Source organism: Pseudomonas brassicacearum (genome assembly GCF_003732225.1).
Lineage (GTDB): Bacteria > Pseudomonadota > Gammaproteobacteria > Pseudomonadales > Pseudomonadaceae > Aquipseudomonas > Aquipseudomonas brassicacearum_E.
This window is the reverse complement of the sequence record NZ_MOBJ01000014.1, coordinates 98,157-114,378: the sequence shown is the minus strand read 5'-3', so window position 1 is coordinate 114,378 and position 16,222 is coordinate 98,157. Positions and strand designations below refer to the sequence as shown.

Below are 16,222 nucleotides of genomic sequence, written 5' to 3'. Positions count from 1 at the left end.
CAAGCTCGCTCCCACAGGGGGATTTGTCGTTCTTCAGGCCACGGGCTGGATCACCTGTCCCAGCCAATCCATGAACGCCCGCACTCGCAATGGCAAATGCCGTTGCCGGGCGTAAAGCAGCGAGACTTCCATGGCGGGAGCGTTGAACTGCGGCAAGACCGCCACCAATTCACCACTGAGCAGGTACGGCTGCATCCCCATCAGCGGTGCCTGAATCACCCCGAAACCACCCAGACATGCTGACTCGTAAGCATCGGTATTATTAACCGTCACACTGCCGGTCATCGGCATTCGATGCAGCTTGCCCTCCTCCTCGTACAAAAAACCTTCCGACCGTGAACCCAGTACGCCGACATAATGAACCAGCCGATGCTGCGCCAGGTCTTCCAGCCGTTGCGGCACACCATAGCGCTGCAGATAGGCAGGACTAGCGCAGTTGACCATGGCAAAGTCACACAGGTGACGAGCGACCACCGATTGATCCGGTTGCGCGCCGACCCGTACCACGCAATCAAATCCTTCACTGAGCAAATCGACCCGCCGATCGGTGCTGCTGATTTCCAGCGCCAGGTTGGGGTGCAGCGCCATGAATTCCGGCAGGCGCGGCATCACCACCCGCCGGGCCAGAATGTTCGGCATGTCGATCCGAATACGCCCGGTCAGCGAGGCTTCGTCCTGGCGAAACAGTCCTTCGATTTCATCCATGTGCGACAGCAAGTCCTTGCTGCGCTCGTATAACACCAGACCGTCCTGAGTTGCCTGAACCTTGCGCGTGGTGCGTTGCAGCAGGCGTGTGCCAAGCAGGGTTTCCAGGGCCTGGACGTGCTCGGAAACGGTGGAACGGGGCAAGCCGAGACTTTCGCCCGCGAGGGTGAAACTCGACATTTCGCTGACCCGGACGAAGGTGCGCAACAGTTCCAGTTTGTTCATGAGGCCGACTCTTTATTGTTCGGGTTATCCGACCAGTGATTCCGATTTCAGCCTGTTTATCACCTAAAGGCGGATAAATAAACTTTCTCCCATCATCACTCACTGCTCTGGAGAACGTCCCATGAACCGCAAAATCGCATTGATCACCGGCGCCAGCCGTGGCCTCGGCAAAAGTACCGCCCTGCATCTGGCAGCTCAGGGCATCGACATTATCGGCACCTACAACAGCCGCGCCGACGAAGCCCAGGCGCTAGTCACGCAAATCGAAAGCCTTGGCGGTCGCGCCGCCATGCTGCAACTCGACGTCGGTCAGAGCGAAGGTTTCGGCGCCTTCACCACAGAGGTCGGGAATGTCCTGAAAAACCACTTCGACCGCCAGCACTTCGACTTTCTGATCAACAACGCCGGGGTCGGCGTGCATGCGAACTTCGCCGACACCACCGTCGCCCAGTTCGATTTGCTGATGAACGTCCATCTGAAGGGGCCGTTTTTCCTCACCCAAAACCTGTTGCCGCTGCTGAATGACGGTGGCCGGATCATCAATATCTCCAGCGGTCTGGCCCGTTTCAGCCTGCCGGGGTACGGCGCCTATGCAGCGATGAAGGGGGCGATGGAAGTGCTGACCCGCTACCAGGCCAAGGAACTTGGGGCACGGAATATTGCGGTGAATATCCTCGCACCGGGCGCCATCGAAACCGACTTTGGCGGCGGTACGGTGCGTGATAACGCGGAGGTGAACCAACTGGTGGCAAGCAATACGGCGCTGGGGCGCACCGGCAAACCCGACGACATTGGCGCCGCCATTGCGCTGTTGCTGGCGCCGGGCAGTCAGTGGATCAATGGGCAGCGTATCGAAGCTTCGGGGGGAATGTTTTTGTAATCAAGATCAAAAGATCGCAGCCTTCGGCAGCTCCTACGCCGATCGAGTACAGTCACAATTTTTGCGGATGTATTCAACCTGCGTAGGAGCTGCCGCAGGCTGCGATCTTTGCTTTTATCCCTCGCAAGACTGGCGCATCACCCACCGCTCACGCACCACGTCATAACCCCAGTGGTAGACGTAGGTGTACGGCAGGAAAAACAGCAACACGCCGATGTCCAGAATCAACGCCTGCATCAGGCTGACGTTCAGCCACCAGGCAATCAGCGGCACACTGACCGCCACCAGCCCCCCTTCAAACAGCAAGGCGTGCAAGACCCGGGTTGCGGCACTCGGGACAAGCGCCAGGCGCTTGAGCAGACGGTCGAACAGACCGTTGAACAGCACGTTCCAGACCAAGGCGATCAGACCGATGGCAATGGTCACGGCGCCCATCTCGAGCATCGGTTTGTCCATCAGCCACGCCAGCAACGGTGTACACAGCATGACCGCCAACAGTTCGAAACCAATGGCCTGAAAAACCCGTTCGATAAAGGATTTATTGGTGCTCATCATCAAGCTCCCTGGGTGAATGTGGTTGCCATCATCTACCACCACACCGATACTTCATAACCATTAACCATCGATCAAGGCGATAGTTCATGGCCTCACATGAAGTGCTGCTGGCGTTCGTCCAGGCGGCGACCCAAGGCTCGTTTTCCGCAGCGGCACGCAAACTCGGCAAGAGCCAGTCGACCATCAGCGCGGCCGTCGCGAGCCTTGAAATCGACCTGAACGTGATGCTCTTCGATCGCAGCAGTCGCAAGCCCAGCCTGACCTCGGCCGGGCATGTCATGCTGCAACGCGCCGAGGACATTCTGGCCGCCATCAGCCGTCTGGAAATGACCGCCGCGCAGCTATCCCAGGGCGTTGAGGCAAAACTGACGGTGGCGATTTCCGACACCTGGCAGTCCGACCGATTTGAAGCCGCGTTGAGCGACTTCGAGCAGCGTTATCCCGATCTGGAACTCGAATGCCTGATTGCCGAGTGCGACGATTTGATCGCGTTGGTGCAACGCGGTCGCGCGAATATTGCCTTCGCCGAAATGCAGGCTGACTACCCGGCAGACCTGAACAGCGCGACGCTCGACGAGCGCACGGAAATTGCCTTGTTCGTGTCGCGCGAACATCCGCTGGCGACACTGCAAAAGGTCGACAAAAACATCCTGCAGCAGCACCGCGAGTTGCGTCTGGCGACGATCATCAATCCGTACGAAACCCGCGCCCAAGGCCGGGTCTGGTCGGCGCCCAGTTATCTGATGCTGCTGGAAATGGCCCAAGGCGGTTTTGGTTGGGCGCCCTTGCCGCGCTGGCTGGTCGGGCGCTTTGGTGCGGGTTCGTTGCAGGAGCTCAACGTCCGCGGTTGGCCGAAACCGGTGGCGGTCGACGCGCTCTGGTCACGGCTACATCCGCCGGGGCCGGCGGGGAGCTGGTTGCTGGCCAAGATGCTGGAGTGATGCTCGTACCTCATTCCTCATTCCTCATTCCTCATCCATACCCATACCCATACCCATACCCATATCCGTATCCGTATCCGTAGCAGCTGCCGAGCCCGCGAGGCTGCGTTCGGCCGCGAAGCGGTCGTGAAATCAGGCAGCGCGTTCTTCCAGGCAAACCGCGTGCACAGGATTTGCGAGGACTTCGTCCTCGAACGCAGCCTCGCGGGCTCGGCAGCTGCTACGGATACGGACGGGTACGGGTACGGATGAGGTATGAGGTGCGGCAATCAATTGAGCTCACTCAACCGCCGCTCGATGAACCGTCGTTCCGGCACTTGCCGAGTCAGCTCAAGGGCACGTAAATAAGCCGCCCTCGCCTCTTCAACACGCCCCAGTTGCCGGCAAAACTCTGCGCGTGCCGAATGGGCCAGGTGATAGTCGAGCAGCTCGCCTCGCTGCAGAATCCCTTCAATCAGTGTCAGCCCCGCCAGCGGTCCATCGCGCCTGGACAATGCCGCCGCGCGATTGAGCTCAATCACCGGCGAAGGCTGCACCTGCAGCAACACGTCATACAGCCCGACAATCTGCGGCCAGTCGGTTTGCTCGGGCGTCGAGGCTTCGGCATGCACCGCCGAGATCGCTGCTTGCAGGCAATACGGTCCGAAGCCGCGAGTGCTCAGCGCCTGCTCGATCAATGCGCAACCTTCGGCAATCATCCGGGCATCCCACAGCGAACGGTCCTGTTCATCGAGAACGATCAACTCGCCCGACGCCGAGGTTCTGGCCGGGCGCCGCGATTCATTGAGCAGCATCAGCGCCAACAGCCCCATCACCTCGGGCTCCGGCAACAGTTCCATCAGCAAACGACCGAGACGGATCGCTTCGCGGGTCAGGTCTTCGCGAGTCAGCTCGCTGCCGACCGACGCCGAATACCCTTCGTTGAACACCAGATAAATCACCCGTAACACGCTGTCCAGACGCTCCGGTAACTCGGCAATGGAAGGCACTTGATAAGGGATTTTTGCGTCACGGATTTTGCTTTTGGCACGCACGATGCGCTGAGCGATAGTGGACGGTGCAACGAGAAAGGCCCGGGCGATTTCCTCAGTGGTCAGGTCGCAGACTTCGCGCAGCGTCAACGGTACCTGCGCGTCCGCCGCCAGGGCCGGGTGGCAACAGGTGAAGATCAGCCGCAAGCGATCGTCTTCCACATCTTCAGCACTCCAGTCGGCCTCTTCGAGTTCTTCCAGCTGTGCGACCAATGCCGCTTGCGAGGCGGCAAATCGTGCCCGACGGCGCAAACCGTCGATGGCCTTGAAGCGCCCGGTCGACACCAGCCAGGCGCGCGGATTGTCAGGCACGCCATCGCGCTGCCAGCGTTCGACCGCGATGAAGAAGGCTTCATGCAACGCCTCTTCGGCGAGGTCGAAATCGCCCAGCAGGCGAATCAATGTAGCGAGGATGCGCCGCGATTCACTGCGGTAAACCGTCTCGACCAGCGCCTTGACCGACTCGCCCGGCATCAGTCCGACATGCCCGTGGTCACCAGGGTCACCAACCGGTCCAGGCTCTGCCCCCAGCCGTCATGAAACCCCATGGCTTCATGGCTCTCTCGATCCTCTTCGGACCAGTGCATGGCGCGGGCGGTGTAGAGCGTTTTGCCGTCGACCTCATCGAACGTCACTTCGGCGGTCATGAACGGTTTGCCCGAGGGGATCCAGCCAGGTTTGAAGGCATCGGTGAAGACAATCCGCTGCGGTGCTACGATTTCCAGGTACACCCCCGACGTCGGGTACTCGCTGCCATCCGGTGCGCGCATCAGCGTGCGGAATTGACCACCGACCCACAGGTCCATTTCACACTCCGGCGTGGTCATGCCGTGAGGCCCCCACCACTGGGCGAGCAACTGCGGCTCGGTCCAGGCACGGAACACCTTGCTGCGTGGCGCATCAATCAAGCGACTGATGCACAACTGGTATTCGGCAGGCTGACCGCCTGCTTCGGGAATGCTCATGGAAAACTCCTGTTTTTGATTGTTATCAGGGATTCAACTCACGTACAGGACGCACTTCAATGCTGCCGACCCGGGCCGCCGGGATATTGCCGGCGACCTGAATGGCTTCGTTCAGGTCCTTCGCATCGATCAGATAGAAGCCGGCCAATTGCTCCTTGGTTTCGGCGAACGGGCCGTCGGTGATCGACAACTTGCCACCGCGCATACGCACCGTGGTAGCGGTCTGAACAGATTCCAGCGCCTCGGCGGCGAGCATCCGGCCGCTGCCCTGAACCGACTCGGCGTAGGCCATGCATTCGGCATCTTGCGGGCTGTCGGACGAGGCATGCAGAACCTGTTCGTCGCTGTAGACCAGACATAGGTATTTCATAAGGCTCTCCATCATCGGGCTGATCAACTATGGCTGCAGATCGAGCATTTGGCGAACATCCCGACGATCAGGGTTGCAGCTCGAATAACGTGGTGCCGCGACGGTATCGACGTGATGCATTCATGAGGGTTCTCCAAGCGTTTTTTGTGAGAAGACACCCTTAGTCGTCTGGCAAAAAGCCAATTCGACAGCTCAAATAAAATAAATTTCGAAGAGGTAAACTGGCTAGAATCCCGGCTTTGAATTTGTCGCAACACGGACACCGCCAGTGACTACCCAACTTGTTCCCTACGAACAGCTGACAACCGTTCAGCGCCAGCAACTGGAAGCCATCGAGATCCCTGCGCAGCAGCAGCAATTCTCTGGCGATATTGATATGGCCTTGCATACGTTGTTGTCCGAACCGGGCGACGGCATCAAAGGTTTCGCCCTGCTGGCTGACGAGACTCCCGTGGCTTTCCTGCTGCTCAAGCGCCCGCCGTTCCTGCCGCACTGGGCCAATGGCGACACCGCAACCGTGCACGCGCTACAGGTCGATCACCGCCACCAGGGCAAGGGTTTCGGCAAAGCCTGCCTGCAAGCCCTGCCACAGGTAGCGCGTCAGGCCTGGCCGGAAATCAAAGGTCTGGAGCTTTCGGTGGATGCGCACAACGAATCGGCGCTCGGGCTCTACCTCAAGCAAGGCTGGGTCGACAGCGGCAACGCCTACAAAGGCCGGATCGGCTATGAGCGGCGCATGGCCCTGGCTTTCTGAACACCCGACAACCTGTCATGGATGATATGAACAATGCTGACGACTATCGAACAACTTGAGGCGATTTATGGCCTGCCCCACGACCGCGCCGTGCGCAAGGAAATCCCCTTTCTCAATCTCGATTACCAGGCGATGGTGCGCGCCTCGCCGCTGGTCATCGTAAGCTCGGTCGGCCCCGACGGCATGGATGGTTCGCCTCGCGGCGATACACCGGGTTTTGTGCGGATTATCGATGAGCGAACGCTGGCGATTCCCGACCGCCCGGGCAATAACCGCATCGACACCTTGCGCAATATCGTCCTTGATTCGCGTATCTCGTTGCTATTCATCATTCCGGGGATTGGCGAGACATTGCGGGTCAATGGCCGCGCGCGGATCAGCGCCGAGCCCGAGTTGCTGGAAAGCTTTTCGGTAAACGGCAAACCGGCGCGCACGGTGATTCTGGTGAAGGTCGAAGCGGCGTATTTCCACTGCTCCAAGGCGATCGTCCGTTCGGATTTGTGGAACCCGGAAAAGTACCTGGACCGCTCGGCCCTGCCCACCGCAGGTGCCTTTCACAAGCGTTTGAACGATGGCCAGTTCGATGCCGAAACGTACGATCGGGAAGCGCCCGCTCGGGTACTCAACAGCCTCTACTGACCACCCCATTGCCTGACAGCCCGTAGCAGCTGTCGAGCCTGCGAGGCTGCGTTCGAGGATGAAGTCCTCGCAAATCCTGCGTACGCAGATTGTCTGAAAGAACGCGTTGCCTGATTTTACGACCGCTTCGCGGCCGGACGCAGCCTCGCAGGCTCGACAGCTGCTACGGGGGTAGTCATACAACGTATTTCAACGTTGGGTAACCGCTACAAATCCAGCGCCATTTCATGCCAGGCCATGCCGCCGTGGTCGGACGCGGACGCCTTGAGGTAGGCGAAACCAAACCCGGCATATAGCGGAATGTGCCGCTCCTTGCACATCAGGTTGATGCGGATTTTGCCCAAATCACGCACGCGAACAATGAACTCGCGCATCAAACGCTTCGCCAGCCCCAGCCCTTGAAAGTCCGGGTGCACCACCACCGACATGATCACCACCTGCGGGCCATCCGGGTCATGGCCGATCATCTCCTTGAAGGCCTCATCTGCCATTTCCACCTGATACGCCGCCCCCGAATTGATAAACCCGGCGACGACACCGTCGACCTCGGCCACGATAAAACCTTGCGGCCAGGTGGCAATCCGTGTGGCGATTTTCTCGTGAGTGGCCGCTTCATCCCCCTCATACGCTTCGATTTCGATGGCGAAGCAGCGGTCAAGATCAGCCGGCGTGACCTGGCGAATGACAGTCGTGGGTGAGTTCATGGCGTGGCCCGGTCAGCGAAAAAGAGGGAGCGAATCATAAATTAATAAGGACCGCATATCGATCATCTGCAAGCCCGTAAAGCCTTCGTATAGCGGCTTTCATTCGCTTAAGGTTCGGACTATTTGTTGTCCCTGTCACTGACCATAAATAGGGAAACTCACCATGAGTAGCGTTCAGATCGGTCTGCTTATGCTGTTCACCATCAGCGCCTTTGGCTTTATCACGCTGTCGATCGACGTGCTGCGAGCGCGCCGAATCAGCAAAGGCAAATAGTGCAGACGTGAAGAGGCGGACAGCGCGAACCTGCGCCGCCTCTCAACCCATTCAGGCAGTTTTGAGCGGCACCCAGATTTCCAGCACACCGGTGTTGAGCTTCGGGTTGAAGTCGTCGCTGTAGCGCTCGAACTCCGGAGCATCGGCAGCCTCATGACCCGACTGCGGCAACCAGGTTTTCCAGATGTACTGAAAGGTTTGTGGCAAGGTGTCCAGCGCACCTTCGTGCTTGAACACCGCATAGTGCTGCGGCTGTATTTCGATCCAGCGGTAGAGTTCTGGCAGATCATCGAGCTTGCTGATCTCGACACCGGCGATGTACTCAAAACCACCTTTGCCATCCGGGTTGCAGCAGATGCCGTAGGTTACTTCACCTATTTGCCCTGGAACATTGCCGATATGCGGTTCGAATTTCTTCCAGAGTTTGGGAATGCCTTCGGTGGTGTCCGCGCTAAACCGCCCGCCCAGCCCGGCGATCAGCAAAAAATGCCCCGTTTCGAAGCGCGGCTCAGCGACCACGCCCTTTTTTGGATCGTCCATGAATCAACTCCTGCAACTGAAGATGGGTTTGGCATCAAGTATAGAAGCCAAACCGGATTCCCCCAGTCAAAGGCCCGGAAGTTCTGCAACAGCCGCCGAGACGATAAATTCCTGATAACCAGAAACGATCACGTAGACTGCGAAATAACAGAAGATCGCCGCAGATGCCAGGTAAGAGTAGCGCAGCAGCTTGTCCCCCAAGAGCTTGCCGCCCTGGGTCGCCGCCAGACACAGGGCGACGCACCAGAGCAGCCCGGCGCAAAAGAACCCTGCCAGAAACAGTCCGGCACTGGTCACGCTGCCGCCCCCGGAACGGGCAATCAGCGTACCGCCCACCGCAGCGAACCAGAGAATCGCACTGGGCGACGACATCGCCAGGAATATCCCACGGAAGAACTCCCGGCGATGGGAACCCGCACTGACCTCACCCGCCTCTGCCAACACGGCACTGTGATGAATGGCCGAGTAAATCATCTTCGCCGCGAAGTACAGCAGCAACGCCGAGCCACCGATCCACAGCGCCCAGCGCACGGCCGAATACTGCAACAGCACCGTCATGCCCGCCAGCGCCAGCACCGCGTAAACCAGGTCGCCGACACAGGTGCCAAGCCCCAGCGCAAAGCCCTGAAAATACCCGCGTTGCATGGCCAGTGTGATCATCGCAATGTTGGCTACGCCGATATCCAGGCACAGTGAAAGACTCAGCAAAAAGCCGCTGGAAAACTCCATTTTTCATCCCGTCTGGTGGTGTTTTTTGAGTGAGTATCGTCTTTTGCAAGAAGCGTGCGCGCACAGCCGCACGGCAAAAACGTGCCTGCTCGATCAGCAGTGTCATCGAAAATAGTTGAACCTCGCCACTAGACAATCGGCCGTCAACGCCCTTATCTTCCGCCACAGGCCACCGCAGTGGCCAGCGTCGCTCGGACGGTTCCGGGCGCTTACGTTATTCGAGGCAACAATGGCCGAACAAGGTTCGCCGCGCCGCTTTGCGCGCATAGATCGACTCCCCCCTTACGTATTCAACATCACTGCCGAGCTGAAGATGGCCGCCCGTCGTCGTGGCGAAGACATCATCGACTTGAGCATGGGCAACCCCGACGGCCCCACTCCGCCGCACATCGTCGAAAAACTGGTGACCGTTGCACAGCGCGAAGACACCCACGGCTACTCCACGTCCAAGGGTATTCCGCGCCTGCGCCGGGCGATTTCCAATTGGTATAAGGATCGCTACGAAGTCGACATCGACCCGGAAAGCGAAGCCATCGTCACTATCGGTTCCAAGGAAGGCCTGGCGCACTTGATGCTCGCCACCCTCGATCAGGGCGACACGGTATTGGTGCCCAACCCGAGCTACCCGATCCACATCTACGGTGCCGTGATTGCCGGCGCCCAAGTGCGCTCGGTGCCGCTGATTCCGGACGTGGACTTTTTCGCGGAGCTGGAACGAGCCATTCGCGGTTCGATCCCGAAGCCGAAAATGATGATCCTCGGCTTCCCGTCCAACCCGACCGCGCAGTGCGTCGAGCTGGATTTCTTCGAACGGGTGATCGCCCTCGCCAAGCAATACGACGTACTGGTGGTGCACGACCTGGCCTACGCCGACATCGTCTACGACGGCTGGAAAGCCCCGTCGATCATGCAGGTGCCGGGCGCCAAGGACATTGCGGTGGAGTTTTTCACCCTGTCCAAGAGCTACAACATGGCTGGCTGGCGGATCGGTTTCATGGTCGGCAACCCGGAACTGGTCAACGCCCTCGCGCGGATCAAGAGCTACCACGACTACGGCACTTTCACCCCGCTGCAAGTGGCGGCCATCGCCGCGCTGGAAGGTGATCAGCAGTGCGTCAAAGACATCGCCGAGCAGTACCGACAGCGTCGCAACGTGCTGGTCAAAGGCCTGCATGAACTGGGCTGGATGGTCGAAAACCCGAAAGCCTCGATGTACGTCTGGGCCAAGATCCCTGAAGCCTACGCGCACCTCGGTTCGCTGGAGTTCGCCAAGAAACTGCTGGCCGAAGCCAAGGTCTGTGTCTCGCCGGGGGTGGGGTTTGGTGAATACGGCGACGACCACGTGCGCTTCGCACTGATCGAAAACCAGGACCGGATTCGTCAGGCGGTACGCGGCATTCGCGGGATGTTCCGGGCGGATGGGCTGGCACAGAAAACCAGCGCCACGTAAGCCGCTACCCCGTAGGAGCTGGCGTAGCCTGCGATCTTTTGATTTTCACGATTAGTGATGCAAGATCGCAGCCTTCGGCAGCTCCTACGAGGTATGAATTCAAACCACCAGCGACAACAACATGATGAAGCCCAGCGCAACGACGGAAAGAATGGTTTCCATCGCGGTCCAGGTCTTGAAGGTTTCGGCCACGGTCATGTTGAAGTACTGCTTGACCAGCCAGAAGCCTGCGTCGTTGACGTGAGACAGGATTAACGAACCCGCGCCGGTGGCCAGCACCAGCAACTCACGGTTCACGCCCGGAATCATCCCCACCACCGGCACCACGATGCCCGCGCCGGTAATGGTCGCCACGGTCGCCGAACCAGTCGCCACGCGAATCACCGCCGCGACCAGCCAGGCCAGCAGAATCGGTGAAATCTGCGCGCTCACCGCCATGTGGCCGATCACATCGCCCACACCGCTGGTCACCAGCATCTGCTTGAAGCCACCGCCGGCACCGATGATCAGAATGATCGCAGCGGTCGGCGCCAGGCTGGCATCGAGCAGTTTGAGGATCCGCTTGGAATCTATGCCCTGACGATGGCCAAAAGTGTACAGCGACAGCAGCAATGCCAGCAGCAAGGCCGAGATCGGGTGACCGATCATGTCCATCCAGGTGCGGAAGAAATGCCCGTCCGGCAGCGCGATGTCGGCAAAGGTTTTAAGCAGCATCAGGAACACCGGCAACAGCACGGTGATCAAAGTAATGCTGAAGCTCGGCAAGGTGCTGGACTGTGGTTCACGAGCCAGTTGATCCACCAGTTCCTGGTTAGGATGGCCGGGGATGTATTTGGCAATGAACGTACCGTAGATCGGACCGGCAATAATGGCCGTCGGCAGCGCAACAATCAGACCGTAGAGGATGGTTTTACCGATGTCGGCACCGAACACGCCAATGGCCAGCAACGGACCAGGATGGGGTGGAACCAGACCGTGCACGGCAGAAAGGCCGGCCAGCAACGGGATACCGATCTTGATGATTGAAACGCCGGTGCGCCGAGCAACGATGAACACCAGCGGAATCAGCAGCACAAAGCCGATTTCGAAGAACAACGGAATGCCGACCAGGAAGGCCGCAAACATCATGGCCCACTGCACGCGCTCTTTACCGAACGCGCGAATCAGGGTCTGGGCGATCTGATCCGCTCCCCCCGATTCAGCCATCATTTTGCCAAGCATGGTGCCCAGCGCGAGGATGATCCCGACAAACCCGAGTACCCCACCGAAGCCGTCCTGGAACGCCTTGATGATGGTGCCAATCGGCATGCCCGAGGTCAGCCCGAGAAAAGCGGCGGCGATGATCAGTGCAATGAAGGGGTGAAGCTTGAACTTGGTGATCAGGACGATCAATCCGATCACGGTGATCACTGCATCAAGCAGCAAAAACGACTCGTGGGACATGCCAAACATGGGGGGGTATCTCCTGTTTGTTGTTGTTATTAAAGCGGGTTTAAACCGTCTGCGAATAGGACAGCGCTATCTCTTGGAACAAAACTCAAACCCGGCGTTTCAACCCGTGTTCGATCCACCAGCCATTGGCCTGTTCGGCCAGCTGTTCGACAGTCTGCGTGGAAGCGTCGAGCACCAGGGTCAGTGGCTCGCCCACTGGTGATTCAAGGGTGGCAAACTGGCTGGCAATCAAGGTCGAAGGCATGAAATGACCCGGACGATGGGCCACACGATCGGCGGCGACTTCAGGGGTCAACTCAAGGAACACGAAACCCAGGCCCGGCAAGGCGCTGCGCAAGCGTTCGCGGTAACTGTGCTTGAGCGCCGAGCAGGTCAGCACCGGGCGCTGGCCCGTGACATCGACGCGACGCAACTCATCGCACAGGCTGTCGAGCCAGCCGGCACGGTCGTCGTCGTTCAGGGGAATGCCCGCGCTCATCTTTTCGATATTGGCGGCAGGGTGAAAGGTATCGCCTTCAATGCCAGTCGCGCCGCTGAGCAGGCACAAAGCCTCGCTGACGCTGGACTTGCCGCAGCCGGCCACGCCCATGATGACCAGGGCGGTGATTGGTTGACTCATGTAACACCTCAGCGCGCAGACAGCGCTACCTTTGCCAGGTAAAACTCTAGTGCAAAAGCAGGCATTGCCGACGCCTTCTTGTCATTTTTATGGGTTGCAGCACGTTCTTTCCCAACGCCAAAAAGCAGGGATCAGGCAAACCCTGCTCAAGCATTTGCAGCCGCATCGAGACAGCGCTACCTTAGTGCCTTGAATTTTGTTTGGCAAGCTGCCCGATGACCTCGACTAAAAACGATAAAAATACTCGCACCACTGGCCGCCCTACCCTCAACGAAGTCGCCCGTCTGGCGGGCGTCAGTCCGATCACCGCGTCCAGAGCCTTGCGCGGTATCAGCACGGTTGCCACCGAACTGGTGGAAAAGGTTCAGCAGGCCGCGCTCGAACTGAACTACGTGGTCAACCCGGCCGCCCGCGCCCTGGCCTCGGCCCAGAGCCATTCGGTGGTGGTATTGGTGCCATCGCTGTCGAACCTGCTGTTTATCGAAACCCTCGAAGCCATCCATCAGGTGCTGCGCCCCAAAGGCTTCGAAGTGCTGATCGGCAACTATCACTATTCCCGCGATGAAGAAGAAAACCTGCTGCGCAACTACATGGCCTATCAGCCTCGCGGCCTGCTGCTGACCGGTTTTGATCGCACCGAAAGTGCCCGCCGGATGATCGAAGCCAGCAACATCCCCTGCGTCTACATGATGGACCTGGACCCGGGCGCCGGCCTGAACTGCGTCGGTTTCTCGCAATTGAGCGCTGGCGAAACCGCCGCACAACACTTGATCTCTCGCGGCCGTCGGCACCTGGCCTACATCGGCGCACAACTCGACCAACGCACGTTATTGCGTGGCGAAGGCTTCAGGCGTGCCTTGCAGCAAGCGGGTCTGTACGACCCGGACCTTGAATTGCTGACACCGCGCCCGTCATCGGTGGGCCTTGGCGGCGAACTGTTTCTGCAGATGATGACGAGCCACCCGCAGGTCGACGCGATCTTCTTCGGCAACGACGACCTGGCCCAGGGCGCCCTGCTCGAAGCCCTGCGCCACGGGATCAAGATCCCCGAGCAAGTCGCCATCCTCGGCTTCAACGACCTGCCAGCCTCGGCGCACATGGTGCCGCGCCTGAGCAGCATCAGCACCCCGCGTGAAGCCATTGGCCGCCGCGCTGCCGAGCACATGCTGACCTTGATGGCCGGCAATTCGATCGCCAAACCTGTGGTCGACATGGGTTTTGAGTTGAAGGTGCGCGAAAGCACGTAGGTGTCGGGATAAAGATCGCAGCCTGCGGCAGCTCCTACGCCCTCGAATCCTGCTCTCGGACCTTCCCGCCATCACCATAGGATGCGTCTTACACACTTGACGGAAATGCTTGCCATCATTTTTTTTGCGCCTGCCGTAGGCTTTTTGGAGCTGCTTTTAATCGCCCCAAGGAGTCGTATGTCATGCACACGGACCCGCAAAAACAGCAATGGTTACTCTCACGCTGGAGCGAAGCCCTGGCGACCGAGGCGTTCAAGTCTCGCCGGATAAACCTCGGCCATCTGGCCGATACGCTCGAGTTCAGCGCCCGCACAAGCTTTCAGCGCTTGTTGCAGGCGCTGCTACGCGAAGGCCTGCTGAATCCAAAAAACCTGCACGCCGAAGGTTCGGTGTATTGGCTTACGCTGCTCGATGGTGCCCGGCTGTGTTTCGAAGGGCTCATCCCGGCGCGGATGAACAGCTGGGACATACAGGGCGACATCACGTTGCATCGCTCTGAATGCCCAGCACAAAAACTGCTGTTTCCTTCGCAGTTGCTAAACCTGCTCTGCGCGCAACTTGAGCCTTTAGCATCGCCCGAAGTGCTCGATCGTCTGACTGAAGAGCTCGATGACAGCTTCTGCAACGCCACCTTGTGTCAGGCCTTTCACCACGGCTGGAGCCGACAACTGCGTGAACAGTTCAAACTCGCCGATGACGATAATCTGTTGACCTGGCTCAAGGGCACCCCCTCCCGGCAGAACCCGACATCGGTGCTTGAACAGTGGGGCACGCTGGGCCATCCCTGGCACCCGAACTACAAAACCAAGCTTGGCTTGAGCACTACTGAGGTCATTGCTTTATCACCGGAATTCGAAGCCTGCGTGCCAGTCGTCCTGTGCGCTTTGCATCGGCAATGGGCTCACGTCGAATCGTTGAACGAACCTGAGCATTACCGCGACTGGTGGCAAGGGCATTTCCCGCTTGCGGCCGAACAACTGATCCAGCACCTTCTGGCCAAAGGTCTGGACCCGGATGACTACCTGCCCATCCCCGTCCATCCGTGGCAAGCCGCTGAGGAACTACCGCGCTCGTTTGCTCGCGAGATTGCCGACCGCCTGCTGATTATGACCACCATCATTGCGTTCAACGGCCAGCCCACCATGTCGTTTCGCACCGTGGTGCCCGATGCGGACCGCTGTTCACCGATGGTCAAACTTCCGGTGGCGCTGCGACTGACCAGCGTGCAACGCACCCTTTCGCCACGCTCGGCGCGCATGGGGCCAAGGGTCAGCGGTTTATTGCTGCGAATGCTCAAGCAGGAGCCGCAGATTCGTGCCGTGTTGAACATCGTGCCGGAACGTATCGGCGTGCATTTCGCGCCGCAACCGGCGGATGACCAACGCTCCCGGCATCTGGCGGTGCTTTACCGGGACAACCCGTCGAGCTTGTTGCTGCCGGGCGAAATGGCCGTGCCCGTTGGCAGCCTGTTCGCCCTCGATGAACACGGACAACCTTTGCTGCGCCAGTGGGTCAGGTTGGCTCAAGGGGACGACAGCAGACCGGATCTGCTGCGCTTTTTCCGTGACTATCTATCGATCGCCGTTCCCGGATTGCTCGGTCTGTACCTGATCTACGGCGTCGCCTTCGAGGCGCATCAGCAAAACAGCTTCATGGTCATGAATGCCGAGGGACACTTGAGCCGACTGATGGTGCGCGACTTCGGTGACATCCGGATTCACCGCCAGACCTTGCACCGGCAAAGCCTCGACCTTCATCTGCATGACCCGCAGATGACGCTGTATGACGATGCGGACTTCGTGCGCGAGAAGCTCTTGCACACCACCTTCATGTGCCATCTCGGTGAACTGACTCTGCTCTGCGCCCGGCATTGGAAAATGCCAGAAAATGCGCTTTGGAATGAGTTGGCCATTCACGTCAGCGACTGCTTTGACAACCTGCGTGACCGGGTCGAACCACAGCGCTGGGTAATCGAGCGTTCGGCCTTGCTGGAACAGGACTGGCCGGCCAAATCCTTCATGCGTATGCGCTTGCTCGACAGCGCGCTCGATATCGTGGGTCGTCTGAGCAACCCGCTTCGCGTGCACTCGTAAACTACTCGCTAGAGCAGCCAAAAGGACTCTCGATCAAGTAACAGTACTT

At 59.1% G+C, this 16,222-nt stretch carries 17 protein-coding genes; 7 read left to right on the top strand and 10 right to left on the bottom strand.

Annotation, left to right across the window (positions count from 1 at the left end; translation table 11 throughout):
• Positions 1–33: 33 nt before the first annotated feature.
• Positions 34–930 (bottom strand): LysR family transcriptional regulator, encoded by an 897-nt coding sequence (locus tag BK659_RS20285; protein WP_123426745.1) that lies wholly within the window; start codon positions 928–930, stop codon positions 34–36.
• Positions 931–1,051: 121 nt separating this feature from the next.
• On the opposite strand from BK659_RS20285, the gene BK659_RS20280 reads away from it, so the two are divergent.
• Positions 1,052–1,810, top strand: coding sequence for an SDR family NAD(P)-dependent oxidoreductase (locus BK659_RS20280; protein ID WP_123426744.1), 759 nt, complete (start codon positions 1,052–1,054; stop codon positions 1,808–1,810).
• Between the two features lie 114 nt (positions 1,811–1,924).
• Here the strand turns inward: BK659_RS20280 and BK659_RS20275 are convergent, their stop codons facing one another.
• A complete protein-coding gene (locus BK659_RS20275; protein ID WP_123426743.1) occupies positions 1,925–2,362 on the bottom strand; it encodes a multidrug/biocide efflux PACE transporter in 438 nt (145 codons plus the stop codon).
• Positions 2,363–2,451: 89 nt separating this feature from the next.
• On the opposite strand from BK659_RS20275, the gene BK659_RS20270 reads away from it, so the two are divergent.
• Complete coding sequence (locus BK659_RS20270; protein WP_123426742.1) at positions 2,452–3,306, top strand: LysR family transcriptional regulator; 855 nt, start codon at positions 2,452–2,454, stop codon at positions 3,304–3,306.
• A gap of 269 nt (positions 3,307–3,575) precedes the next feature.
• Here BK659_RS20270 and BK659_RS20265 read toward each other — a convergent pair whose 3' ends face one another.
• From BK659_RS20265 to BK659_RS20255, 3 genes are read right to left on the bottom strand one after another with little or no spacing between them, the layout of a single operon-like run.
• Positions 3,576–4,811, bottom strand: coding sequence for an RNA polymerase sigma factor (locus BK659_RS20265; protein WP_123426741.1), 1,236 nt, complete (start codon positions 4,809–4,811; stop codon positions 3,576–3,578).
• Positions 4,811–5,302 carry an SRPBCC family protein gene (locus BK659_RS20260; RefSeq protein ID WP_123426740.1) on the bottom strand — a complete coding sequence of 164 codons (492 nt, stop codon included), beginning with the start codon at positions 5,300–5,302 and terminating at the stop codon, positions 4,811–4,813. Before BK659_RS20260 ends, BK659_RS20265 begins: the two co-directional genes overlap by 1 nt.
• Before the next feature lie 25 nt (positions 5,303–5,327).
• A complete protein-coding gene (locus tag BK659_RS20255; RefSeq protein ID WP_123426739.1) occupies positions 5,328–5,672 on the bottom strand; it encodes a YciI family protein in 345 nt (114 codons plus the stop codon).
• Positions 5,673–5,940: 268 nt separating this feature from the next.
• On the opposite strand from BK659_RS20255, the gene BK659_RS20250 reads away from it, so the two are divergent.
• Together BK659_RS20250 and BK659_RS20245 are read left to right on the top strand one after the other, a co-directional pair.
• Complete coding sequence (locus tag BK659_RS20250) at positions 5,941–6,426, top strand: GNAT family N-acetyltransferase (protein ID WP_123426738.1); 486 nt, start codon at positions 5,941–5,943, stop codon at positions 6,424–6,426.
• 33 nt (positions 6,427–6,459) lie between these two features.
• The gene (locus tag BK659_RS20245) at positions 6,460–7,065 is read left to right on the top strand and encodes a pyridoxamine 5'-phosphate oxidase family protein (RefSeq protein ID WP_123426737.1); all 606 of its coding nucleotides are present in this window, start codon (positions 6,460–6,462) and stop codon (positions 7,063–7,065) included.
• A gap of 206 nt (positions 7,066–7,271) precedes the next feature.
• On the opposite strand, the gene BK659_RS20240 is transcribed toward BK659_RS20245, so the two are convergent.
• The 3 genes from BK659_RS20240 to BK659_RS20230 all read right to left on the bottom strand — a co-directional run bounded on the left by BK659_RS20240 (position 7,272) and on the right by BK659_RS20230 (position 9,312).
• On the bottom strand, positions 7,272–7,769 hold the full coding sequence (locus BK659_RS20240; protein WP_123426736.1) for a GNAT family N-acetyltransferase: 498 nt from the start codon (positions 7,767–7,769) through the stop codon (positions 7,272–7,274).
• A gap of 325 nt (positions 7,770–8,094) precedes the next feature.
• Positions 8,095–8,583, bottom strand: a complete 489-nt coding sequence (locus BK659_RS20235) for a GyrI-like domain-containing protein (protein ID WP_123426735.1) — start codon at positions 8,581–8,583, stop codon at positions 8,095–8,097.
• Positions 8,584–8,649: 66 nt separating this feature from the next.
• A complete protein-coding gene (locus BK659_RS20230) occupies positions 8,650–9,312 on the bottom strand; it encodes a LysE family translocator (protein WP_123426734.1) in 663 nt (220 codons plus the stop codon).
• A 229-nt stretch (positions 9,313–9,541) separates the two neighbouring features.
• Here BK659_RS20230 and alaC point away from each other — a divergent pair, with 229 nt between their 5' ends.
• Positions 9,542–10,762: an alanine transaminase gene (alaC, locus tag BK659_RS20225; protein ID WP_123426733.1), complete on the top strand. Its 1,221-nt coding sequence runs from the start codon at positions 9,542–9,544 to the stop codon at positions 10,760–10,762.
• Positions 10,763–10,861: 99 nt separating this feature from the next.
• Here alaC and BK659_RS20220 read toward each other — a convergent pair whose 3' ends face one another.
• Both BK659_RS20220 and BK659_RS20215 read right to left on the bottom strand, forming a co-directional pair.
• Positions 10,862–12,214: a GntP family permease gene (locus tag BK659_RS20220; RefSeq protein ID WP_123426732.1), complete on the bottom strand. Its 1,353-nt coding sequence runs from the start codon at positions 12,212–12,214 to the stop codon at positions 10,862–10,864.
• A gap of 85 nt (positions 12,215–12,299) precedes the next feature.
• Complete coding sequence (locus BK659_RS20215; RefSeq protein ID WP_123426731.1) at positions 12,300–12,833, bottom strand: gluconokinase; 534 nt, start codon at positions 12,831–12,833, stop codon at positions 12,300–12,302.
• 215 nt (positions 12,834–13,048) lie between these two features.
• Here BK659_RS20215 and gntR point away from each other — a divergent pair, with 215 nt between their 5' ends.
• Both gntR and BK659_RS20205 read left to right on the top strand, forming a co-directional pair.
• A complete protein-coding gene (gene gntR / locus BK659_RS20210; protein WP_123426730.1) occupies positions 13,049–14,080 on the top strand; it encodes an HTH-type transcriptional regulator GntR in 1,032 nt (343 codons plus the stop codon).
• Between the two features lie 182 nt (positions 14,081–14,262).
• Positions 14,263–16,173, top strand: a complete 1,911-nt coding sequence (locus BK659_RS20205; RefSeq protein WP_123426729.1) for an IucA/IucC family protein — start codon at positions 14,263–14,265, stop codon at positions 16,171–16,173.
• Positions 16,174–16,222: the final 49 nt, after the last annotated feature.